This is a genomic window from Lentzea sp. NPDC051208 (genome assembly GCF_040682435.1).
Classification (GTDB): Bacteria; Actinomycetota; Actinomycetes; order Mycobacteriales; family Pseudonocardiaceae; genus Lentzea; species Lentzea kristufekii.
Genome location: NZ_JBFBAW010000017.1, coordinates 141660 through 163082, shown reverse-complemented (window position 1 = coordinate 163082; position 21423 = coordinate 141660). Strand labels below are relative to the sequence as shown.

24 protein-coding genes and 1 pseudogene are annotated in these 21423 nt (G+C 70.8%); 14 read left to right on the top strand and 11 right to left on the bottom strand.

What is annotated here, in order from left to right; genetic code table 11:
- Positions 1-2 precede the first annotated feature (2 nt).
- Complete coding sequence (locus AB0M48_RS34645; protein ID WP_363849891.1) at positions 3-419, top strand: nuclear transport factor 2 family protein; 417 nt, start codon at positions 3-5, stop codon at positions 417-419.
- Positions 416-1321: a phosphotransferase gene (locus AB0M48_RS34640; protein WP_363849889.1), complete on the top strand. Its 906-nt coding sequence runs from the start codon at positions 416-418 to the stop codon at positions 1319-1321. Before AB0M48_RS34645 ends, AB0M48_RS34640 begins: the two co-directional genes overlap by 4 nt.
- On the opposite strand, the gene AB0M48_RS34635 is transcribed toward AB0M48_RS34640, so the two are convergent.
- A complete protein-coding gene (locus tag AB0M48_RS34635) occupies positions 1318-2049 on the bottom strand; it encodes an RDD family protein (protein ID WP_363849887.1) in 732 nt (243 codons plus the stop codon). The two genes, AB0M48_RS34640 and AB0M48_RS34635, sit on opposite strands and share 4 nt — an antisense overlap.
- A 19-nt stretch (positions 2050-2068) precedes the next feature.
- Between AB0M48_RS34635 and AB0M48_RS34630 the strand changes: the two genes are divergently transcribed.
- Positions 2069-3076: a stage II sporulation protein M gene (locus tag AB0M48_RS34630; RefSeq protein ID WP_363849885.1), complete on the top strand. Its 1008-nt coding sequence runs from the start codon at positions 2069-2071 to the stop codon at positions 3074-3076.
- A gap of 16 nt (positions 3077-3092) precedes the next feature.
- On the opposite strand, the gene AB0M48_RS34625 is transcribed toward AB0M48_RS34630, so the two are convergent.
- The 6 genes from AB0M48_RS34625 to AB0M48_RS34600 all read right to left on the bottom strand — a co-directional run bounded on the left by AB0M48_RS34625 (position 3093) and on the right by AB0M48_RS34600 (position 8646).
- Complete coding sequence (locus tag AB0M48_RS34625) at positions 3093-4382, bottom strand: DUF58 domain-containing protein (RefSeq protein WP_363849883.1); 1290 nt, start codon at positions 4380-4382, stop codon at positions 3093-3095.
- 1 nt (position 4383) lies between these two features.
- Complete coding sequence (locus AB0M48_RS34620; protein ID WP_363849881.1) at positions 4384-5346, bottom strand: MoxR family ATPase; 963 nt, start codon at positions 5344-5346, stop codon at positions 4384-4386.
- A complete protein-coding gene (locus tag AB0M48_RS34615) occupies positions 5343-6374 on the bottom strand; it encodes a DUF4350 domain-containing protein (protein ID WP_363849880.1) in 1032 nt (343 codons plus the stop codon). The genes AB0M48_RS34620 and AB0M48_RS34615 overlap by 4 nt, the downstream gene beginning before the upstream one ends.
- On the bottom strand, positions 6371-6970 hold the full coding sequence (locus tag AB0M48_RS34610; protein ID WP_363849878.1) for a DUF4129 domain-containing protein: 600 nt from the start codon (positions 6968-6970) through the stop codon (positions 6371-6373). The genes AB0M48_RS34615 and AB0M48_RS34610 overlap by 4 nt, the downstream gene beginning before the upstream one ends.
- Positions 6957-7997 (bottom strand): glycerophosphoryl diester phosphodiesterase membrane domain-containing protein, encoded by a 1041-nt coding sequence (locus tag AB0M48_RS34605; RefSeq protein WP_363849876.1) that lies wholly within the window; start codon positions 7995-7997, stop codon positions 6957-6959. The genes AB0M48_RS34610 and AB0M48_RS34605 overlap by 14 nt, the downstream gene beginning before the upstream one ends.
- Positions 7998-8067: 70 nt before the next feature.
- Positions 8068-8646 carry a uridine kinase gene (locus tag AB0M48_RS34600; RefSeq protein ID WP_363849874.1) on the bottom strand — a complete coding sequence of 193 codons (579 nt, stop codon included), beginning with the start codon at positions 8644-8646 and terminating at the stop codon, positions 8068-8070.
- A gap of 37 nt (positions 8647-8683) precedes the next feature.
- On the opposite strand from AB0M48_RS34600, the gene AB0M48_RS34595 reads away from it, so the two are divergent.
- Together AB0M48_RS34595 and AB0M48_RS34590 are read left to right on the top strand one after the other, a co-directional pair.
- On the top strand, positions 8684-10033 hold the full coding sequence (locus AB0M48_RS34595) for a replication-associated recombination protein A (protein WP_363849873.1): 1350 nt from the start codon (positions 8684-8686) through the stop codon (positions 10031-10033).
- An 88-nt stretch (positions 10034-10121) separates the two neighbouring features.
- The gene (locus AB0M48_RS34590) at positions 10122-10757 is read left to right on the top strand and encodes a maleylpyruvate isomerase N-terminal domain-containing protein (protein ID WP_363849871.1); all 636 of its coding nucleotides are present in this window, start codon (positions 10122-10124) and stop codon (positions 10755-10757) included.
- On the opposite strand, the gene AB0M48_RS34585 is transcribed toward AB0M48_RS34590, so the two are convergent.
- A complete protein-coding gene (locus AB0M48_RS34585; RefSeq protein ID WP_363849869.1) occupies positions 10754-11332 on the bottom strand; it encodes a GNAT family N-acetyltransferase in 579 nt (192 codons plus the stop codon). The genes AB0M48_RS34590 and AB0M48_RS34585 overlap by 4 nt on opposite strands.
- A 134-nt stretch (positions 11333-11466) precedes the next feature.
- Between AB0M48_RS34585 and AB0M48_RS34580 the strand changes: the two genes are divergently transcribed.
- From AB0M48_RS34580 to AB0M48_RS34545, 8 genes are all read left to right on the top strand, one after another.
- Positions 11467-11961, top strand: a complete 495-nt coding sequence (locus AB0M48_RS34580) for a DinB family protein (protein WP_363849867.1) — start codon at positions 11467-11469, stop codon at positions 11959-11961.
- A 93-nt stretch (positions 11962-12054) separates the two neighbouring features.
- Positions 12055-12447, top strand: coding sequence for a DUF948 domain-containing protein (locus AB0M48_RS34575; RefSeq protein WP_363849865.1), 393 nt, complete (start codon positions 12055-12057; stop codon positions 12445-12447).
- Complete coding sequence (locus tag AB0M48_RS34570) at positions 12444-12713, top strand: hypothetical protein (protein ID WP_266034646.1); 270 nt, start codon at positions 12444-12446, stop codon at positions 12711-12713. Before AB0M48_RS34575 ends, AB0M48_RS34570 begins: the two co-directional genes overlap by 4 nt.
- Positions 12714-12772: 59 nt before the next feature.
- Complete coding sequence (gene alaS, locus AB0M48_RS34565; RefSeq protein WP_363849864.1) at positions 12773-15442, top strand: alanine--tRNA ligase; 2670 nt, start codon at positions 12773-12775, stop codon at positions 15440-15442.
- Positions 15429-15917 (top strand): Holliday junction resolvase RuvX, encoded by a 489-nt coding sequence (gene ruvX / locus AB0M48_RS34560; protein WP_363849862.1) that lies wholly within the window; start codon positions 15429-15431, stop codon positions 15915-15917. The genes alaS and ruvX overlap by 14 nt, the downstream gene beginning before the upstream one ends.
- The gene (gene mltG, locus AB0M48_RS34555; protein ID WP_363849860.1) at positions 15914-17143 is read left to right on the top strand and encodes an endolytic transglycosylase MltG; all 1230 of its coding nucleotides are present in this window, start codon (positions 15914-15916) and stop codon (positions 17141-17143) included. Before ruvX ends, mltG begins: the two co-directional genes overlap by 4 nt.
- Positions 17143-17964 carry a shikimate dehydrogenase gene (locus AB0M48_RS34550; RefSeq protein WP_363849858.1) on the top strand — a complete coding sequence of 274 codons (822 nt, stop codon included), beginning with the start codon at positions 17143-17145 and terminating at the stop codon, positions 17962-17964. The genes mltG and AB0M48_RS34550 overlap by 1 nt, the downstream gene beginning before the upstream one ends.
- Positions 17965-18199: 235 nt before the next feature.
- Positions 18200-18325 (top strand): hypothetical protein, encoded by a 126-nt coding sequence (locus AB0M48_RS34545; RefSeq protein ID WP_363849856.1) that lies wholly within the window; start codon positions 18200-18202, stop codon positions 18323-18325.
- On the opposite strand, the gene AB0M48_RS34540 is transcribed toward AB0M48_RS34545, so the two are convergent.
- From AB0M48_RS34540 to AB0M48_RS34530, 3 genes are read right to left on the bottom strand one after another with little or no spacing between them, the layout of a single operon-like run.
- Positions 18322-18717: a hypothetical protein gene (locus tag AB0M48_RS34540; protein ID WP_363849854.1), complete on the bottom strand. Its 396-nt coding sequence runs from the start codon at positions 18715-18717 to the stop codon at positions 18322-18324. The two genes, AB0M48_RS34545 and AB0M48_RS34540, sit on opposite strands and share 4 nt — an antisense overlap.
- Positions 18714-20060, bottom strand: a complete 1347-nt coding sequence (locus AB0M48_RS34535; protein WP_363849852.1) for an ATP-binding protein — start codon at positions 20058-20060, stop codon at positions 18714-18716. The genes AB0M48_RS34540 and AB0M48_RS34535 overlap by 4 nt, the downstream gene beginning before the upstream one ends.
- Positions 20057-20731, bottom strand: a complete 675-nt coding sequence (locus AB0M48_RS34530) for a response regulator transcription factor (RefSeq protein ID WP_363849850.1) — start codon at positions 20729-20731, stop codon at positions 20057-20059. Before AB0M48_RS34530 ends, AB0M48_RS34535 begins: the two co-directional genes overlap by 4 nt.
- A gap of 57 nt (positions 20732-20788) precedes the next feature.
- On the opposite strand from AB0M48_RS34530, the pseudogene AB0M48_RS34525 reads away from it, so the two are divergent.
- A pseudogene (locus tag AB0M48_RS34525) lies at positions 20789-21325 on the top strand (phosphatase PAP2 family protein); the annotation flags it as partial.
- Between the last annotated feature and the right edge of the window lie 98 nt (positions 21326-21423).

Sequence of the window (21423 nt, the reverse complement as noted above, 5' to 3'; positions counted from 1 at the left end):
CCATGACACGCACACCAGCACAGATCGTGGAGCACGTCCGGCGCCAGGTGGCGGGGGAGCAGGGCCACGACTCGTTCGCCGACCTGTTCACCGAGGACGGGGTGATGGCCTACCGCTTCCCCGCGCCGTTCCAGGAGCCGGAGATCAGGGGCAGGGCCGCGATCCGCGCCTACTTCGACAGGATGAGGGGCGCCCGCGTCCGCGAGAAGATCGAGGTCCAGCACGTGGAGGCGATCACCAGGCTCACCGACGACCCGGACGTCGTCGTCGCCGAGTTCACCCACCGCGGCTGGTCGAAGGTGAAGCAGGACTACTACACGTTCACCGCCGTCGGGATCATCCACTTGCGCGACGGCGAGATCGTCCGCTACGACGACTACATGAACCCGTTGCTGCTGCAGGAACTCCTCGGCGCATGACCTTCGGCCTGTCCGCCTGGTGCTCGTCGGAGCTGGGAAGTCCCGTGGCCGAGATCCTCTGCGAGAGGGTGTCGATCTCCACGGTCTCCGGCGTGCGCCTGGCCGACGGCCGCGAGGTCTACGTGAAGGCCCGCCCGGACGACGGCCGTGCCGCGTCGTGCGTGGCCGCGCAGGCGTCGCTGGCGTCGCGGGGGTTCCCGTGCCCCCGTCCGCTGACACCGGTCGTGGTCGCGGACGGGCTGGCCGTGCACGCCGAGGAACCGTTGCCCGGCGGGGAGATGCTGCCCGGCTCGACCCCGGAGGTCGCTCGCCGCTACGCGGCCGTGTTCGCGCGGCTGATGGCCCTGCTGGCCGACATCTCCGTCCCGCCGCCACTCCCGTCACCGCGCTGGGCCCGCTGGGACCACACCGATCCCGGTCTCTGGCCGGCGATCGACTTCCTCGACGCGCGGGACCAGAGCGTGGTGCCGTCCCTCGTCTCGGAGACGGCCTCCCGCGTGCGCCAGCGGTTGCTGGCCACCTCGCTGCCGTGCGTGCTGGGCCACGCCGACTTCGAGGCGCAGAACCTCCGCTGGCAGGACGGCGAGGTGCTGGCCGTGCACGACTGGGACAGCCTGGCGTGGCAACCGGAAGCGGCTCTGGCCGGTGCCGCGTCCGGCGCGTTCGCCAACACGCCGCCGCCGGGTCTGGTGCCGGTCGAGAGCTCGGCGGCGTTCCTCGAGACCTACCAGCACGTCCGCGGACGGGCGTTCTCCGCGGAGGAGGTGGAGATCGCGTGGGCCGGGAGCATGTGGACCGCCTTGCACAACGCGCGGTGGGAGGTCCTGCACGGCTCGGGCACGCCGTCAGGTGACGCCGTGCGCGAGCAAGCGGCCGAGCGCCTTCGTCTGGCGAACGCTTAGGCGGCCGCGCGGCGCCGGCGCTCCGCAAGCACCGCCGACAGGTACGGGTGCGGATGCGTCTGCTCGACCCGCGGCGACCGGATCGCCGCGCCGACATCGGCCGACAGCCGCGACCCCAGGTCCCACCGCGCCTGCTCGTTCAGCTCGCCATAGCGGCTCAGGTACTGCCGCGCCGCCAGCACCAGCTCCTCCGGCAGCTGCGACAGGTCGAGCCCCGACGCCCACTGCGCGAGCTGCGGCGGCATCGTGGCGAGCTCCACCTCCTGGTGCGGCACGCGGGTGTGGATCACCACGGTGCCGGCCAGGTAGTCGCCGACCCGCTTGCCCTGCGGCGAGAAGAGCGAGACGAACAGCGCGATCGAGCCGCCCAGGCCGAGGACCCAGAAGTCCACGATGAACCCGGTGAGCGAGCGCACCAGGGCGTGGCGGAAGCGGATCGCGCCGCCGTCGTCGCGCACCACGCGCAGGCCCATGGCGAGCTTGCCGAGCGAACGGCCCCGCGTCGCGGTCTCCATCGCCGTCGGAAAGCCGATCATCACGGCTATCAGCAGCGTGAGCGCGAGCGCGTCCTGCAGCGCGTTGTCGAGTTCGATCGGCGCGATCAGGAACAGGACGAACAGCAGGCCCAACTGCACCGCCACGTCGATCGCGTACGCGACCGCCCTGCTGGCGAGTTGTGCGACGCGCAGGTCCAGAACTACGGCTTCACCGGTGACGAGGTCCCCCACGCGGATAGTGTGACTCATCGTGGATCTGGACGTCTTCATCGATCGCCACCGCGAGTCGTGGCAGCGGCTCGACCACCTGGTCAGGCAGTCCGGGAAGCTCAGCGGGGCCGAGGCCGACGAGCTGATCGAGCTCTACCAGCGGGTGACGACGCACCTGTCGGTCGTGCGCAGCCAGATGCCGGACCCGGCCACGGTCGAACGGCTCTCGGCGCTGGTCGCCCGGGCGCGGTCGGTGCTGACGGGCACGCACACGCCGGCCTGGCGGACGTTCACGCGCTTCTTCACGCACCGGCTGCCCGCCGCGATCTACCTCGGCTGGCGGTGGTGGGTACCGGCCGGGGTCGCGTTCTACCTGGTCACAGGCATCATCGCGGCGTGGATCGCGTCCAGCCCGGACGTGCAGGCGAGCATCGCCGCGCCGGACGAGATCCGGGAGATGACGAGGGTCGGCGGCGGGTACGAGTCCTACTACTCCAGCGACCCCGCCGGCTCGTTCGCGGCGAAGGTGTGGACGAACAACGCCTGGGTCGCCGCGGCCTGCCTGTTGCTCGGCGTGCTGTTCGCGATCCCGCCGGTCTACCTGCTCTTCACCAACGCCCTCAACGTGGGCGTCGGCATCGGGCTGATGTTCGGTGCGGGCCGTGGAGGAGTGTTCCTCGGACTGTTGGCGCCGCACGGGCTCTTGGAACTCACGGCCGTGTTCGTCGCGGCGGGCATCGGCATGCGGCTGGGCTGGCAGGTGATCGACCCCGGCAAGCGCACCCGCGCCCAGGCCCTCGCCACGGAGGGGCGGTCGGTCGTCGCGGTCGCGCTCGGGCTGGTCGTGGTGTTGCTCGTGTCCGGTGTGCTGGAAGGGTTCGTGACGCCCTCCGGGCTGCCGACGTGGGCCCGCGTCGGCATCGGTGTGGTGGCCGAGATGCTGTTCCTGTTGTACGTCTTCGTGATCGGACGCCGGGCCGCGCGGCAGGGCGAGACCGGTGACATGGACGCGAGCGAACGCGAGGACGTCGCGCCCGTCGCCGTCTAAGCTCCCCTCATCAACCTCAGAGCTTGCCGGCGGCTTTCAGCGCGAGATAGCGGTCCGCGAGAGCGCGTGGCAGGTCGTCGGGCAGTGCGTCCACGACGTCGACACCGTGCCGTGCGAGCAACGCGGTGAGACGCCGGCGTTCGGCCAGAGTGCGTTCCGCGGCGGCGGCCCCGTACACGGCCTCCAGGTCGCCCCGTCCGGCCGCCATCGCGTGCACGGCCGGGTCGGACACCGACGCGATCAGCAGGTGGTGTCGCGTGGCCAACGCCGGCAGCAGCGGCAGCAGGCCGTGCTCGATCGACGGCTCCAGCGCCGTCAGCAGCACGACCAGCGAGCGGCGACCGGCGCGGCGGAGCACCTCGGCGACGGCACCGCGGGCGTCGAACTCGACCAGTTCGGCCTCCAGCGGTGCCATGGCCTGCACCAGGACGGGCAGCTTGGCCCGCGGTACCGAGGCACGCACCTGCTGGCTGAACGCCAGGAAGTCGACCTGATCGCGGGCCTGCGATGCCAAGGCGGACAACAACAACGCGGCGTCCATCGCCGTGTCGAGGCGCGGCAGGCCGCCGAGAGCGCCGTCCACGCGGCCCGCTGAGGTGCGAGCGGTGTCGAGCACGATCGTCACCTGCCGGTCGCGTTCGGGCCGCCAGGTGCGCACCACGACGTCCGACGAGCGAGCCGACGCCCGCCAGTCGATCGAGCGCACGTCGTCACCGATGACGTACGAGCGCAGCGAGTCGAACTCCGTGCCGGCGCCACGGATCAACGAGGCGCGGCGGCCGTCGAGTTCGCGCAGGCGTTCCAGCAGGGGAGGAAGGTGACGGCGGCTGTGGAACGGCGGCAGCGCGCGCACCGTCCACGGCACGACGTGTGAGCCCTGCCGTGCCGCGATGCCCAACGGGCCGTGGGAACGCACGGTCACGCGGTCCGCAACGCGATCGCCACGTCGCACAGGCCGTAGTTCGAAAGACAGCACACGCGAACCACCAGCGGGCACGTCGACCGCGACCCGATCGACGACCACACCGGCAGAAGGCGCCCATGCGTCACGAAGAACGCCACGCAGCCGACGGCCAGGGTTGTGCACGGTCAGCTGCACCACACACGGCTCACCTGTGCGCACCGAGGTCGCCCCCGCGCGCGAGAACGTCAACTGCCGCACACCGGCCGCCAACACCAGGTCGACGGCCACGCCCAGCACCAGAAGGCCGAACAGGACGAGAATCCCTTGCCACGACGGCAGGAGAAGCCCGACGACGAGAACCCCGATGAGCGCGAGCAGTCCCGCGCGGCCCGTGAGCGCCACGTCAGCGCGGCACCTGAACAGCGCCGAGCACGCCGTCCAGCACGCCGTCCGCCGTCACGCCCTCCAGTTCGGCCTCCGGGCGCAGCTCCAGCCGATGCCGCAACGCGGGCCGTGCGAGAGCCTTCACGTCGTCCGGCGTCACGTAGTCACGGCCCGAGAGCCACGCCCACGCGCGTGCGGCAGCCAGCAGAGCCGTTGCGCCACGGGGAGAAACGCCCAAACGCACCGCCGGAGACTGACGGGTCGCACGGCACACGTCGACGACGTACGCGATCACCTCAGGAGCCACGGTCAACGCGCGCACGGCCGCCGTTCCCGCCTCCAGGTGTGCCGCGCTCGCGACCGGGTTCAACGAGGACAGGTCACGCGGGTCGAAGCCGGAGGCGTGCCGCGTCAGCACGTCGATCTCGTGCTCCCGTGCCGGGATCGGCATCGTCACCTTGAGCAGGAACCGGTCGAGCTGCGCCTCGGGCAACGGGTAGGTGCCCTCGTACTCCACCGGGTTCTGCGTCGCCACGACGATGAACGGCGCCGGCAGCGGCCGGGTCTTGCCGTCGGCGGAGACCTGCCGTTCCTCCATCGCCTCCAGCAGCGCGGACTGCGTCTTCGGCGGCGTCCGGTTGATCTCGTCGGCGAGCAGCAGGTTCGTGAACACCGGGCCCTCGCGGAACGAGAACGCCGCGTTGTGCGAGTCGTAGACCAGCGACCCCGTCAGGTCGCCGGGCATCAGGTCCGGCGTGAACTGCACACGCGTCGTGGACAGGTCCAACGCGCGCGCAAGAGCACGCACGAGCAACGTCTTCGCGACGCCCGGAACACCTTCCAACAGCACGTGTCCCTTGCACAGCAACGCGAGGATCAACGACGTCACGGCGGCGTCGTTGCCCACCACGGCCTTGCCGATCTCCGCGCGCAACGCCACCAGCGCCGTACGGGCTTCCTCGGTGGTGACCACTGCCGTCATGCCTTGCGCACCTCGTTCTCCAGAGCATCGAGCGAGTGAGCCAGTGCGACCAACCCCCGGTCGTCCACCGGCTCCTTGTCGTAGAGCAGCGCCCGCACCGAAGTGACGGGACGCGAAGTCCTGCGGGCGATCTCCTCGGACGGATCGTCGCCGTGCGGCACGCCCAGCAGCGGTGCCAGCCGGTCCCGCGTGGCCTGCCGCAGCACGGAGGCGGCGTGCGGGGCGGCGTGCGAGCGGCGGTACAGCCGCGCCCTGCCCTCCACGGTCTCGGCGGCGCGCACCACGACCGGAAGCGGTTCGGGCACCACGCGGCCGAGCCTGCGCGCCCGCCACAACGCGATCAGCACGGCCGCGACACCGAGTTGCAGGGCGCCGTACTTCCAGCCGTCGGGGATCAGGTCGGTGAACGACTTCTGCTGCGACCGGTCCGCGGCCGACGGCACGTACCAGACCAGCCGTTCGTGCTGGCCCAGCAACGACAACGCGAGTGCCGCGTTGCCTTCCTCGTCGATGTCGCGGTTGGTGAAGATCCCGCCGTAGCCGATCGTCGTGACGGTGCCGGTGCGGACCAGCGTCGAGTCGTAGCAACTCTGCTCGCCCTCGTAGGTGAACCCGCCCATGGTCGCCGGACCGGCCCTGTCCGCCAGCGGGCAGCCGGGCTGACGGGTCTCGGGCTCCAGCCGGCTCGTCCCAGGAGCGGGCGCGAGGAGCACGGTCGCGGAGGCCCGGCGGCTCAGGTCCGCGAGCCGTTGCGGGTCGATCAGGTTCGGCTGCGTCACGAACAGCGTCGCACCGTCCACAGCGGACGCATTGTCGGTGAGCTCGACGCGCACGCCGTTCTGCTCCAGCAGCCGGGCGACCGCGTGGCTGCCCTCCGGCCGGAACGACCGGGGGTCGAGCGCGCCGCCCTCGCCGGCGCCGCGCAGCAACGTGATGACGATCGCCGCGAAGAGGATGATCACGCCGATCAGCACGGGTCCGCGCGCCGCGGTCCAGATCCTCGGGGCGTCGGGGGAGACCGCCGTCATCCGCGCACCTTGCCGTCCACGGAGACCACCCTCTGATACCCCTCCACCGTCGCGGGCCTGCCGCCGTACCAGACGTCGTCGAACTGCACCGCCGCGCCGCGCAGGTCGTCGGCGAGCACCGGAAGTGCCTGGCCCGCTTCGAAAGCGACCTCGTCCACGGTGCGACCGGCCCGTGCGTCGAGCACGCCGCGTTGCTCCAGTTCGCGCACCACCGCGCGGAAGCGTTCGCGCACGGCCTCGGCCAGATCACCGGCCGCCGCGGCCTTCTCGGCGGCGGCCCGGTGCTCCGCCGCGGTCATGGTGGTCGAGCCGAACACGGAGCCGTCCGGCCGCAGAGCGCGGGCGGTGGCCCCGACCCGGAGCCGGATGACGATCACGGCCAGCACCACCACGGCCACGACGACCGTGATCGCGGTGATGCCGCTCATGCCACCCGCCCCGGCGAACAGCTCGCCGAGGCGGGTCAGCACCCAGTCGATGGCGCGTTCGAGCGGGTTCAGGTCGTCGGAGACGTACGCCGGGTCGCGGAGCTCCCGGACGGCCGCCTCCCTCGCCTCGTCGCGGCCGAGATCTACCGGTACGTCAGCTGCCGCCATGCCCCGCGGCCCGCTGGAGTTCGATGTCCATGCCCTCGGACCTCATCCGCCTGTCGACGTAGACGAGCACGCTGACCGCGGAGCTGAACGGGAGCGCGATCGTCGAGGCGATGATGGAGCCCAGCGTGATCATGATCAGGTAGCCCGCGCTCACCAGGGCGGCGGGGTCGGTGTCGAAGCCGGTGGTCGCCCGGCCCAGCAACTCGAACGGCAGGCCGATGATCCAGCTGATCACCGCGGCGATCAGGCCGGCGACCAGCAGGATGCCGAAGGTGCGCCACCACGCGCCGGTCACGAGCTTCCTGGACCGGCCGAAAGCGGTGCCGACGCCGCAGCGCTCCAGCACCAGCGCGGGCGTGACCAGGGAGAACAGCACCCACAGCCACACCGCCAGCAGGAAGGCGACCAACAGGCCGAGAGCGAGCGCCCAGCCGGAGTCCGCCAGCACGCCGAGCAGGCCCAGCACGACCGGGGCGGCCATGATCAGGAGGCCGTAGAGCAGCGTCGCGCCGAGCAGCGGGAGCAGCCGGGGCTTGAACTCCTCCCAAGCCTGGGCGAACGTCACCTGCCTGCCCAGCACGGCGTGGCCCGCGACGACCGTGATGAAGCCCGACAGGAACACCGTGCCGACCAGCTGGAACACGACGCCGAGCAGCGTGCCGCCGAGAATGCTGGCGAAGACGCCGAGCACCTCGTCCCGCGACGGCGCCGCGTTCGGGTCGAGCGCGGTGGAGAGGTCGGCGAGGAACGGCAGCTGCACGAGCAGGGCGACGATCTGCGTGACGGCGGCGACGACCGCGGCCGCGCCGATGATCAGCTTCGGATAGCGCCGCATCGTCGTGACGGCACCGTCGATGATCTCGCCGAGCGCCAGCGGGCGCAGCGGGATGACGCCGGGCTTGATCGTCGGCTGCGCGGGAGGCAGAGGGGCGTTGTAGCCGTACTGCTGCTGCCCGTGCTGGGGCTGCTGCTGCTGCGGCTGGTTCTGCGGCTGGTCGGGTGAAGACCAGCCCGGCGTCTCGGACATCTCGGCTACCCCCGGTAGTGGTGTGAGCGGCATCCTGCCAGATCAGGGCCACCGGCACCGGGCAACCCGATCACGAAACGAGCTCGGTCCGCGCCCTGGCCGGCGTCGTGCGCCGCATGCCCGCGCTGACGCATCTCTTCACGACCTGCGGCTGCTCGCGCATGAGCCGAAGGCCGCGCCTGACCAGCGTCGGCACCGGCTTGCGGGCCTCGGCCACATCACGCGCGAACCGGCGCACGAACGTGACGGGCGGGCTCGGCGCGAGCACGATCGCGTCCCGGAGCACCCCGGCCTCTCTCGCGCCCTGGACCAGCAGGTCCGCGAACAGGCCCTCCGCGATGAACGCGGGCGCGCCGCCGAGCTCGATCGTCTGGGTGCCGACCGCGCGGTCCTCGCTGATCGAGTAGACCGGCGCCTCGACCCTGCCCGTGTCCGACAGCTCGATGACCGCCCGCAGCGCCTTGCCGGCGTTCCACGAGCCGACGTCGTCCCAGTCGGCCCTTCCGTGCTCGTCGCGGGGGAGCAGCGGGTCGTCGCCGTCGCGGTAGAAGTCGTCGAGGCGCAGCACCGGCCAGCCGAGGTGGGCGGCGAGTGTCGACTTGCCTGAGCCGGAGGGTCCGGCGAGCAGCACGGCACGAGGGATGGGCACGGAACGCGATCCTCGCACATGTCCTAGGCTCGAACGCATGAGCGAAGGTCTGTTCGACGAGGGCCTCTTCGGCGCGACCGACGAGGAGAAGGCCCAGCGCATCGCGGCCAACGCCCCGCTGGCCGTGCGGATGCGTCCGGCCACGCTGGACGAGGTCGTCGGCCAGGACCACCTGCTCGGGCCCGGCGCCCCGCTGCGCCGCCTGGTCGAGGGCGCCACACCGGCGTCCGTGATGCTCTACGGCCCTCCCGGCACCGGCAAGACGACGCTCGCGACCCTGGTGTCGAAGGCGACCGGCCGCCGGTTCGTCGCGTTGTCGGCGCTGTCTGCCGGGGTCAAGGAGGTGCGGGCGGTCATCGACGAGGCCCGCCGCCGCCTGGTCCGGTCCGGCGAGTCGACGGTGCTGTTCATCGACGAGGTCCACCGGTTCTCCAAGACGCAGCAGGACGCCCTGCTGGGCGCGGTCGAGGACCGGATCGTGCTGCTCGTCGCGGCCACCACGGAGAACCCGTTCTTCTCGGTCGTGTCACCGCTGCTGTCGCGTTCGCTCGTGCTGCAGCTCAGGTCGCTGACCGACGACGGCGTGCGCGCGGTGATCCAGCGAGCGGTGTCCGACGAACGCGGCCTGGGCGGGTCCGTGGTGCTGGAACCGGACGCGGAGGACCACCTGATCCGCCTGGCCGGTGGTGACGCCCGCCGGTCGCTCACGGCGCTGGAGGCCGCCGCGGACTCGGCGCTGGCGTCGAACGACGGCGTGATCACGCTGGAGCTGCTGGAGTCCACCGTGGACAAGGCGGCGGTGCGCTACGACCGCGACGGCGACCAGCACTACGACGTGACGTCGGCCTTCATCAAGTCGATCCGCGGCTCGGACGTCGACGCGGCCCTGCACTACCTCGCGCGGATGATCGAGGCGGGGGAGGACCCGCGCTTCATCGCACGGCGGCTGGTGATCCACGCCAGCGAGGACGTCGGCATGGCCGACCCGACGGCGTTGCAGACGTGCGTCGCGGCGGCACAGGCCGTGCAGCTCATCGGGCTGCCCGAGTGCACCCTGAACCTCGCGCAGGCCACGATCCACCTCGCCACCGCGCCGAAGTCCAACGCCGTGACCACCGCGATCTACGCCGCCATCGAGGACGTGCGCAAGGGCGCCATCGGCTCCGTGCCCGCGCACCTGCGGGACGGGCACTACGCGGGCGCGGCGAAGCTGGGCAACGCGCAGGGCTACCGGTACCCGCACGACGTGCCCGAGGGCGTGCTGACGCAGCAGTACGCGCCGGACGACCTGGTGGGGCGCGACTACTACGAGCCGACCGGGCGCGGCAACGAGCGCGCCGTGGCGGAGCGGCTGCCGCGGCTGCGCAGGGTGATCAGGGGCGAGTAGAACCGCTTGGCGGTCCGCGCGTGATCGACGTACACGCGTGCAGCGATTTCCGGCGACCAGCGCCCTCGTCACGAGTAACTTCGGCCAGGTGACGATCAGAGAAGACTTCCTGACCTCGGCCCGCATCGCCCTGGAACTCCTGCGCCACCAGCAGGTCGCGCGGCACTGGGACCAGCCGAGCGCCCTGCCGGAGTTCGGCGTGAGCGGCCTGGCCGGGCACGTGGCCTACCAGGCGCTGCCGTTGCCGGGCATGATCGCGACCCCGCCCGGTGACGAGCCGGTCGTCTCCCTGATGGAGCACTACGACCGGGCCAAGTGGACCGACCTCGACGTCGACTCCGAGTTCCACACCCGCATCCGCGCGGGCGGCGAGAAGCTCGCGGCGGAGGGGCACGGCGCCCTCTGCGACCGGTTCGAGCAGACCCTCGACGAACTCGCGAAGTCGTTGCCCACCATGGAGAACCGGGGCGTTCGCATGCCGCACTGGGGCCCCTGGGCGGTGCCGCTGGACGACTACCTCGTCAGCAGGCTGATGGAGTTCGTCGTGCACTCCGACGACCTCGCGGTGAGCGTCGGGCTGGACACGCCCGAGTTCCCCCGCCACGTCAGCGAAACGGTCATCGACCTGCTGACCCGCATGGCGCTCAACAAGCACCGCGCGATCGACGTGGTGCGTGCTTTGAGCCGCAAAGAGCGTGCACCGCAGGACATCACTGCTTTCTAACGCTTGCAGACCATCAGCAGTGCGAGCTTGCCGGGCAGCATGATCTCGTCCGCGGCCACGAACCCGCCGGCCTCGAACGAGCTGATGGCCCGTGTGTCGCGCACGTCCGGTTCGAGCACGATGCGCGTGCAGTGCGGGTCGGCCTCGAACAGCGCGTCGGTGAGCCTGGGGAGCAGCGACCGCACGAGTCCGCGGTCGGTCATCGCCAGCTCGCCGACGGCGAGGTCCAGCCCGAGGTCGTGCGGCCGCGCCTGGTAGCAGCGGGCGACGGCGTGCCTGGCCGCGCGGTAGATCTCGGTGTAGATCACCGGACGGCCGTGCCAGCCGATCAGCACCGGCCGGACGTCGTCCCCCGCCAGCAGTTCCGCCAGCCGGCGCTCCCACTGCGGCAACGTCCACGCCTGCCGCCGGAACGCCGCCACGTGCGGTGCCTGGTTCCAGCGGTGCACGAGGTGCAGGTCGTACCCGTCCGGCCGCGCCACGCGGGCGTCCCACGGCATCGGCAGGTCCGGGACCGGCGGGGCGTCCGCCATGAGCTGGAGCCGATAGGAGTCCAGGTGCGACACCGGCTTCACGAGGCCTCCTGCGCGGATCAACTTAGGATTGCCTAACTTCCATTGGCAAGGCCGCCGCTGTCAAGCCATGGGTGACGGGTATTTCACAGGCTGTGACGGCCGTGCGTCAATGAGCGGTCCCGTACGTTCTCGTCATGCAGGAGACCCAGCGCGAGCCGGTGCCCCGTGTCGACACCGGCGAACTCGACACCGCGCGCGCGTTCCTCACGTTCCAGCGGCACTGCATCCTCAAGAAGACGGAAGGCCTCACCGACGAGCAGCTGCGCAGGCCGCTCGTCGCCAGCGGCACCTCGATCCTGGGGCTGGTCCAGCACCTGGCCGGAGCCGAGCGCTACTGGTTCGCCCACACCCTTGCCGGTGGAGAGGATCCCGGGGACGACGCCCTGAGCATGACCGTGCCGCGGGACAGGCCGGCGGACGAGGTGGTCGGCGACTACCGCGCCGCCATCGCGGACAGCGACAGGGCGATCGAGGCCGCCGCCCGTCCCGAGGCCCCGACGGCGGTCCCGATCGACGGCGCGCCGAAGTCGCTGAGGTGGGTCGTCGCGCACATGACCGCCGAGACCGCCCGGCACGCGGGCCACGCCGACATCCTCCGCGAGCAGATCGACGGCACCACAGGTCGTTGAAGATCAACGACTGGTGCCGCCCAGCCGGGTGTCGGACCCACCCGGTAATCTCACCCGCAACCAAGCCCGAACGCCTGTTCACCAGGAGGATCCGTGTCGCCAGGGTGGCTCGCCGCCGGTGCTTTCGTGCTGCTCGTGCTCATCGTCGGGGTCGTGGCGATCAAGGCCGCGCGCTTCTTCGACGAGGCCACGATCGCGATGCGCAAGGCGCATGAGAACACGGACCCGTTGTTCACCGAGGCCAACACGACGCTCACACACGTGAACACGCAGCTCGAACGCGTCGACGGCATCACGGCCAACGCGCGCGCCGTCACGGGCAACGTCTCGGCGCTCACCAGCCTGTTCACCGCCACTCTCGGCGGTCCGCTGGTCAAGGCCGCCGCGCTGTCCTACGGCGTGAGCAAGGCCGTCAAGGCGCGCCGCAAGGCCGCCGAACAGCCGAACAAGCACTCCAAGCGCCGCCCCAGGCAAGGTGCGAAGTGAGCCGTCTCTTCTGGTTCGGACTGGGCGCCGCGGCAGGGCTGTTCGCCGCGAAGAAGGCCTCCGAGGTCACTAAGCAGGCGACTCCTGCCGGCATCGGCGCTAACGTGGGTGAAGGCCTGCGCGAACTCGCCGGCGCCATCGGTTCCTTCGGGGCCGAGGTGCGCGCGGGAATGGCCGAACGGGAACAGGAGTTGCAGGACACCGTGGAACGTCAGACGGGATTCACGCCGGGGCGCCGAGCGCCCAGGGCGAACGGGAAGCACTAGCACCGTTCGCCTCGTGACCATGCCCTGACTATTCCCCAGCAACACACAAGGAACTTCCCGTGCAGACCCACGAGATCATCAAGCGCTTCCGCGAGCACTTCGAGAACGCCGGGCACAAGTACATCCCCAGCGCCTCTCTCCTGCTCGACGACCCGAACCTGCTGTTCGTCAACGCCGGCATGGTGCCCTTCAAGCCGTACTTCCTCGGTGAGGCCCCGCCGCCCGCCCCGCGGATGACGAGCATCCAGAAGTGCGTGCGCACGCCCGACATCGACGAGGTCGGCAAGACCACGCGCCACCTCACGTTCTTCCAGATGGCCGGCAACTTCTCGCTCGGCGACTACTTCAAGGAAGACGCCATCCGGCTCGCCTGGGAGCTGATCACCAAGTCCCAGGACGAGGGCGGCTACGGCTTCGACCCCGAGCGCATCTGGGTGACGGTCTACCTGGACGACGACGAGGCCATCGAGCTGTGGCAGAAGGTCGCCGGCATGCCGCTGGAGCGCATCCAGCGCCGCGGCGTCGAGGACAACTTCTGGTCGATGGGCGTCCCCGGCCCGTGCGGCCCGTGCTCGGAGATCTACTACGACCGCGGCCCCGAGTACGGCAAGGAGGGCGGCCCGGTAGTCGACGAGGACAGGTACCTGGAGATCTGGAACCTCGTCTTCATGCAGAACGTCCGCGGCGAGGGCGGTGCCAAGAAGGACTACCCGGTCCTCGGTGAGCTGCCGTCGAAGAACATCGACACCGGCATGGGCGTCGAGCGCGTCGCCTACCTGCTGCAGGGCGTCGACAACGTCTACGAGACCGACCTGGTCCGCGCCGTCATCAACAAGGCCGAGGAGCTCTCCGGCCGCAAGTACGGCACCAACGAGGTCGACGACGTCCGCTTCCGCGTCATCGCCGACCACGCCCGCAGCGGCGTGCTCCTGGTCGGCGACGGCGTCACGCCCGGCAACGAGGCCCGCGGCTACGTGCTGCGCCGCCTGCTGCGCCGCATCGTGCGCAGCAGCCGCCTGCTGGGCGTGAACGAGCCGGTGCTGCAGCAGTTCGCCGAGGTCGTCCGCGACTCGATGGGCGAGGCCTACCCCGAGCTGGTCAGCGGGTTCGCCCGCATCCAGCAGGTGCTCAAGGCCGAGGAGGACACGTTCCTGCGCACCCTCGACGCCGGTTCGCGGATCTTCGAGGGCGCCGCCGCCGAGGTGAAGTCCGACGGCCGCGCCACGCTGCCCGGTGACAAGGCCTTCCAGCTGCACGACACGTACGGCTTCCCGATCGACCTCACGCTGGAGATGGCCTCCGAGGCCGGCCTGTCCGTGGACGAGGACGGGTTCCGCAAGCTGATGGCCGAGCAGCGCGCCCGCGCCAAGGCCGACGCCGCCGGCAAGAAGACCGGCCACGGCGACCAGTCGGTGTACCGCGAGCTGCTGGAGCAGGGCCCGACCGAGTTCACCGGCTACACCGAGCTCGCCTCCGAGGCCACGCTGCGCGGCATCGTGCTGAACGGCCAGCGGGTGAAGTCGGCTCGCGAGGGCGACATCGTCGAGGTCGTCCTCGACCGCACGCCGCTCTACGCCGAGTCCGGTGGCCAGGAGTCCGACGCCGGCAGCATCGTCACGGCCAACGCCGAGCTCGAGGTGCTCGACGTGCAGAAGGTCTCCCGCAAGCTGTGGGTGCACCAGGTGCGCGTCCGGTCCGGCGAGATCAGCGAGGGCGAGCACGTCGAGGCCCGCGTCGACCCGGAGTGGCGCGTCGGTGCCCGCCAGGGCCACTCGGGCACGCACGTCGTGCACGCCGCCCTGCGGCACGTGCTCGGCCCGTCGGCCCTGCAGAGCGGTTCGTACAACAAGCCCGGCTACCTGCGCCTCGACTTCGCCTGGACCGGTGGCCTGTCCGCCGAGGCCAAGAGCGAGATCGAGGAGGTCTCGAACCTCGCCGTGCGCAAGGACCTGCCGGTCAGCGTCGTCTACACCGACATGGCCGGTGCCCAGGACATGGGTGCCGTCGCCCTGTTCGGCGAGACGTACGACGAGACCGTGCGCGTCGTCGAGATCGGTGGCGAGTGGTCGCGCGAGCTGTGCGGTGGCACCCACGTCGAGCACTCGTCGCAGATCGGCCCGATCACCCTGCTGGGTGAGTCCTCGGTCGGTTCCGGCGTGCGCCGCCTGGAGGCCTACGTCGGCATCGAGGCCATGCGGTTCCTGGCCAAGGAACGCGCCATCGTGCAGAACCTCTCCGACATGCTCAAGGTCGGCTCCGACGGCCTGCCCGAGCGGATCGAGTCGCTGGTCGAGCGCCTGAAGTCCGCCGAGAAGGAGCTGGAGAAGGTCCGCGCCGCCGAGCTGCTGGGCAACGCCGGCGCCCTCGCCGACAAGGCCCTCGACATCCGCGGCCTGTCGCTCGTGGCCCTGGGCCTGGAGGGCGTGCCGGGCAACGACCTGCGCACGCTCGGCGGTGAGGTCCGCAACCGCTTGGGCAGCAAGCCCGGTGTGGTGGCCCTGTTCTCGGTCGACGGCGACAAGGTCAGCTTCGTGGTGGCCACCACGGCCGCCGCCCGCGACCTGGGGCTCGCCGCCGGCAAGCTCGTCCCGGTGTTCGGCCCGGCCATCGCCGCCCGCGGTGGTGGCAAGCCTGACCTCGCCCAGGGCGGCGGCACCAACCCGGCCGGCGTCACCGACGCCATCACGGCCCTGACGAACGAACTGGACAAGGTGCTTGAACAGCGCTGATGTTCCCGGTGTCGACGATCCGGGCCTCGGACGGAGGCTCGGCGTCGACGTCGGATCGGTTCGCGTGGGGGTCTCCCTCAGCGATCCGGCACCGTTCCTGGCGACGCCGCTGGTCACCCTGCAACGCGACCAGAAGAACGGCTCGGACCTCACGGAACTCGTACGTCTCGTGGCCGAGCATGAGGTAGTGGAGGTCGTGGTCGGCCTGCCGAAGACATTGGCCGGCAGACACGGCCCCGCGGCGGAGGCAGCGACGGCGTACGCTGCGGCCTTGGCCGGACGCATCGCCCCGGTGCCGGTGCGGCTCTGCGACGAACGCCTGACGACGGTCGTGGTGAGCCGGGTGCTGGCACAGCGCGGTGTGAAGGGCAAGAAGCAGCGAGCCGTGGTCGACCAGGCTGCTGCTGTCGAGATCCTGCAATCTTGGCTGGACGCACGGGCACGTTCGGTGCCCGCCCGAAAGGACGAGGCGTGAGCGGCGACGATCTCGGGTTGTTCACCGACCCCGAAGCTGATGAGCGGAGGCCGGTCAGGAAGCGCGAACGCGAGCGTGACAACGCCCGCGCCAAGGCGAAGAAGCGCAAGAAGACGGTCCTGTGGCTGGTCGTCGTGTTGATTCTCGCCGTGGGCATGGGCGGTGCCTACTACGGCTACCAGGAGCTGCGCGGCATCGGCTCGTTCGAGGACTACGAGGGCAGCGGCGAGGTCGACGCCATCGTCGAGGTCCAGGACGGCGACCCGGTCAGCAAGATCGCGTCGACCCTGTACGACAACGGCGTGGTCGCTTCCGCGCGCGCGTTCACCGAGGCCAGCAAGACCGACACCCGCGTGACGTCGATCCAGCCCGGCTTCTACCTGATGAAGACGAAGATGTCGGGCCAGAACGCGGTGGCCCGCATGATCGACCCGAAGACCAGGGTCCCGGCCGTCCAGATCGTCGGTGGCCTGAAGCTCACCGACATCCAGGCCGACGGCAAGACCGTCCCGGGCATCTACTCCAAGCTCGCCGCCGCGAGCTGCACGGAGAAGGACGGCGCGAAGGTCTGCCTGACCGCCGACGAGATCAAGGCCGCCGCCGAGCAGACCGACCCGGTCGCCCTCGGTGTGCCGGACTGGGCGCTGGCGGACGTGAAGCGCGCCGACCCGCAGTTCCGCCTCGAAGGCCTGATCATGCGCGGCGTCTACCAGGTCAAGCCCGGTGTCACGGCGGTGGAGCTGATCCGCAGCGTCATCGTGTCCTCGGCCCAGAAGCTGCAGGGCGCGGGCATTCCCGGCGGCACCATGAACACCGGCTTCCGTCCCTACGAGGTCCTCGTCATCGCCTCGTTGATCGAGAAGGAAGCCATCGAGAAGGACTTCGGCAAGGTCTCGCAGGTGATCTACAACCGGCTCGCGAAGCCGCAGCCGATGCCGCTGCAGTTCGACTCGACCATCAACTACAAGAACAACCAGCCGCACATCCGCACGTCCGACGCGGACCGCAACGCGCAGCAGCCGTACAACACCTACATCAACCCCGGCCTGACGCCGACCCCGATCGGCTCGCCGTCGCAGCAGGCGATCGCCGCGGCGATCAAGCCGGAGGGCGGCGAGATCCTGTTCTTCGTGAAGTGCCAGAAGGACGGCACGTCGTGCTTCGCGAACACGTTCGAAGAGCACAACGCGAACGACCAGAAGGCTCAGCGGGAGGGCGTCTACTAGTGGTGCGCAAGGCGGCGGTGATCGGTTCGCCGATCGAGCACTCGCTTTCCCCCGTCCTGCACAACGCCGCGTACGCCGAGCTGGGCCTCGACTGGGAGTACACCCGCCTGGAGTGCTCCGCGGCCGGCGTCCCCGCTCTGGTCTCGTCGCTGGGACCGGAGTGGGCGGGCCTGTCCTGCACGATGCCGACCAAACGCGCCGCGCTGGCGTTCGCGTCGGTCGTGACCGCGCGGGCGACGGCGGTGGGAGCGGCGAACACGTTGGTGCGCCACGGTTCCGAGTGGCACGCCGACTGCACCGACGTGGACGGTGTCGTGGGAGCGTTGCGGGAGAAGGGTTTCCCCGGCGGCTCGCACGGCGTCGTGCTGGGTGCGGGCGGCACGGCCACGGCGGCGCTGGCCGGGTTCGCCGAACTCGGGATCTCCTCGGCCTCCCTGGTGGTGCGCGATCCCGCGCGCGCGGCGGAGGCGGTGGAGACGGCGTCGCGGGTCGGTGTCTCCGTCGAGGTGCTGGAGTTGTCCTCTGTGGACCTGGCCGTGCTGGCCGGTGCGGCGGACGTGGTCGTGTCGACGGTGCCCGCCGAGGCCACCGTGCCGCTGGCCGGCTCGCTGGCGCGGGCGCCCTACGTGCTGGACGTCATCTACCACCCGTGGCCGACGCCGGTGGCGAAGGCCGTGGAGGCCTCCGGGAGCCGCCTGGCCACCGGGCTGGACATGTTGCTGCACCAGGCTTTCGGGCAGTTCGAGCAGTTCACCGGCAAGCCCGCGCCGCAGGAGGCCATGCGCGCCGCGCTGGCCGCGGCACTCGCCGCGCGGGCGTAACTTTCGGCTCGATCCGGCACCGTTCGGTACCGGCGTGCGCCGGTCGTGTGGTTGCCTACGTGCAACTCGTTTGACTCCGGACGATGTGCCACTCGGCTGGGGTCATCACATGCCGGTGTTCCTCGCCTTGGGAGGACCGGCGGGCGGGGACGCACGGGTGTGTCCGCCGGGGGCTCCGCTTGGGCGTGGGCCGACCGGTTCCGGCACCACGGCCGCCGGTGCGTCCCGCCTCCATATGATCGCCCCGTGGAGATTGCAGGACTCGGGGCCGTACCGCTTTCAGGTGGACGGCTACGCGGACGACCCGGCGCAGGAGGACTTCCACGCCGCGATCAGCGCGTTCCTGGCACTGGAACGCTAGGGGCAGTACTCGTCGGGAACCGGGGCCACCCCGGCCACCTTCGCGCGGCTCGCCAGCGCCGTGCAGTGCACCTGGAGGACCCCCCACTTCGTCGACGGTGGCGCGACGTCCTCCGGCATCACGATCACGTCCAGCACCGGAACCGCCTTGGAGGACGTCGCGGGCAGTTCGGTCACCAGGCCCAGCTTCTTCTCCTCGTCGTTCGGGCCGGCCAGCAGCAGGTTCATCGCGGTCGTGATGTCGACGGTGCCGGTGTAGTCGCGGGTGCGGCGCACCAGGCCGTCGCGGCCGGCCGTCACGAGGTAGATGGTCAGCGAGTGCGACGAGACCGTCGGTGCCTCGGCTCCGGTGAGGACCGGGGTCGGGCGGATGCCGCAGGCCGTGAGGGTCACGAGGGCAAGCGCAACGTGAAGACCGCGCCGCCCGAGGGCGCGTTGGCCGCCTCGATGGTGCCGCCGTGCAGGCGTGCGTTCTCCCATGCGATCGCCAATCCCAGTCCGCTGCCCTCGGAACGGGAGCGGGCCGTGTCTGCCTTGTAGAAGCGGTCGAAGATGTGGGGGAGGGCGTCCTCCGGGATGCCGGGGCCGTGGTCGGCCACCTCGATGACACCCGGCCGCACGGACACCCGCACCGGGACGCCGCCGTGCTTCAGCGCGTTGCCCACGAGGTTGGCGACGATGACGTCCAGACGGCGGCGGTCGACCCTGGCCACCACGCCCTCGGGCAGGGACGCCTCGACGGACGTGGCCCAGCCGCGGGCGGCCAGGGTGTCGCGGACCGCGGTGCCGATGTCCCAGTCGTCCAGTTCGAGGAGGTTGCGGCCCTCGTCGAAGCGGGAGATCTCCATCAGGTCGTTGACCAGGCGGGTCAGCTTGCGGGTCTCGGCGGAGACCAGGCGGGCCGCGACGGCCGTGTCGGGCGGCAGCGTGTCCGCGTCCTCGTCCAGCACGGCGGTCACGGCGTTCATCGCCGTCAGGGGCGTGCGCAGTTCGTGCGACACGTCGGCCACGAAGCGGCGGGAGGCGGCCTGGGAGGCTTCCAGCTGTTCGGCGGCCTGGTTGAACGTGCGGGCCAGGTCCGCGAGCTCGTCGGAGCCGCGCACGTCGACGCGGGTGTCCAGGCGGCCGGACCCCAGTGCGCGGGCGGCGGCGCCGAGACGGCGGACTGGGCGCAGCACGCCGCGTGCGGTGAACAGCGCGAGGCCCAGGGCCAGGGGGAGCACGAGGCTGACGCCCACCCAGGCGGCCGTGGAGAAGCTGTCGATGGCGGTCTGCGGGCCCCGCAGGTACAGCAGCGCCCACACCTCCACGCCGGTGGGCGTGCCGTCCGCACGGACCAGTGGAATGCCCACGACGACGTACGGATCGGTCAGGTCCGTGCGGCGCTGCCAGAGGATGGTCCTGCTCGTCTTGAGCATCTCGCGCATCTCGGCGGGGACGAACGACGGGTCGGGGCCGCTGGTGGAGCGCAGGCTCTCGTAAACGACGACCGCGGAGCCGCGCAGGTAGGAGCCGAAGCCGTCGAGGTCCTCCTGCGCCGGCGGCACGGTCAGGCGGTGCGCGTAGTCGCGGACGTCCTGCACGAGCGGGTTCATGAAGTTGTCCTGCGCGTCCTCCAGCAGCAACGTGCGGGCGGTCGCGTAGGAGGCGCCCGCGGCTCCCACCGCGCCCAGCACCGTCAGCAGCAGGAACGCGGCCATCAGCCTCGGGCGCAGGCCGCGCAGCAACGACCTCATCGGGGGCCGAAGCGGTACCCGAAGCCGCGCACCGTGTGGACGTAGCCGGGTTCGGAGGGCACGTCCTCGATCTTCGCGCGCAACCGCTGCACGCACGCGTCGACCAGCCGCGAGTCGCCGAGGTAGTCGTGCTCCCAGACCGCCTCGAGGATCTGCTGGCGGGTCAGCACGCGGCCGGGGGTGCGGGACAGTTCGAGCAGCAGCTTCAGCTCGGTCGGGGTCAGCCCGACCTTCACGTCGTTCTTGAGCACCTGCAAGCCTGCCCGATCGATCACCAGCGAGCCGTGCCGTTCGACCGACGACGGCTCGGCGACGGTCCGCCGCAGCACGGCGCGGATCCGGGCCTCCAGCACGCGCGGTTCCACGGGCTTGACCACGTAGTCGTCCGCACCCGCCTCCAGGCCCGCGACCACGTCGAAGTCGTCGCCGCGCGCGGTGAGCATGATGATCGGCACCTCTGCGTGCGAGCGCATCCGCCGGCACGTCTCGAAGCCGTCGATGCCCGGCAGCATGATGTCGAGGACGACGATGTCGGGGCGGGACTCGCGCAGCTTCTCGACGCCTTCCTCACCCGTTCCCGCTGCTCGGACGTCGTGTCCCTGACGGCGCAACGCCAGCCCGAGTCCTTCACGCACCGAGGGGTCGTCCTCGACCAGCAACACCATCGCCACGAGATCCATTATCTGCGGGAGACGGCACCGGCGCCGGATCTGTAGCGGAACCATGACATGGCGTGGACGTTCCCGTGGACCGGCTCGCGGAGTGTCGAACCCATGGCCGGAAGCTTGCTGGGATTCCTCTTCACGTACTTCGCGCTGGTGTGGACGTCGTTCGGGCAGAAGGCGGAGAACGCCGCGTTGCCCGAGTTGTCGCTCCAACGCTCGTGGGCGTCCAACGTGGACATGGCGATCATCGTCGCCGCCGTCCTCGTGGTTCTCTTCGCGCGCAAGAAGTCGCTCACGCCGTTGCTGCTGCTCGGCGGTTCGGTGCTGGGAGCACAGGTCCTGAAGCTCTACGTGCTGGTGCGGCCGCCGCTCGACGACGACGCGGTCCTGGTGCACAACAGCTTCCCGAGTGGGCACACGACGGCCGCGGTGGCCTCGGTGATCGCGGTGACGATGGCGGTGCCCAAGCGGTTCGCGCTGGTCGTGGCGGTGCCCGGGGCGCTCGGCGCGGGGGCGGTCGCGGCGGAGACGGTGTCGCTCGGCTGGCACCGGTTCAGCGACACGCTCGGCGCGGCGCTGCTGGTCTCGACGCTCGCGTTCCTGGTGCTGCGCAGGTGGACCGCGGGGCTGATCGTGCCGCCCGCGCTGGCCGTGGGAGGCGTCTGGCTGATGGTGAGCTACCCGCAGGCCACGCCGTC

Bases quoted from the DNA above. Each gene is read 5' to 3' on its own strand.
- AB0M48_RS34595 (WP_363849873.1), top strand. From the start codon at position 8,684: ATGAGCGAAGGTCTGTTCGACGAGGGCCTCTTCGGCGCGACCGACGAG.
- AB0M48_RS34610 (WP_363849878.1), bottom strand. From the start codon at position 6,970: ATGGCGGCAGCTGACGTACCGGTAGATCTCGGCCGCGACGAGGCGAGG.
- AB0M48_RS34545 (WP_363849856.1), top strand. From the start codon at position 18,200: ATGATCGCCCCGTGGAGATTGCAGGACTCGGGGCCGTACCGCTTTCAG.
- AB0M48_RS34605 (WP_363849876.1), bottom strand. From the start codon at position 7,997: ATGTCCGAGACGCCGGGCTGGTCTTCACCCGACCAGCCGCAGAACCAG.
- AB0M48_RS34645 (WP_363849891.1), top strand. From the start codon at position 3: ATGACACGCACACCAGCACAGATCGTGGAGCACGTCCGGCGCCAGGTG.
- AB0M48_RS34615 (WP_363849880.1), bottom strand. From the start codon at position 6,374: ATGACGGCGGTCTCCCCCGACGCCCCGAGGATCTGGACCGCGGCGCGC.
- AB0M48_RS34620 (WP_363849881.1), bottom strand. From the start codon at position 5,346: ATGACGGCAGTGGTCACCACCGAGGAAGCCCGTACGGCGCTGGTGGCG.
- AB0M48_RS34580 (WP_363849867.1), top strand. From the start codon at position 11,467: ATGCAGGAGACCCAGCGCGAGCCGGTGCCCCGTGTCGACACCGGCGAA.
- AB0M48_RS34640 (WP_363849889.1), top strand. From the start codon at position 416: ATGACCTTCGGCCTGTCCGCCTGGTGCTCGTCGGAGCTGGGAAGTCCC.
- AB0M48_RS34535 (WP_363849852.1), bottom strand. From the start codon at position 20,060: ATGAGGTCGTTGCTGCGCGGCCTGCGCCCGAGGCTGATGGCCGCGTTC.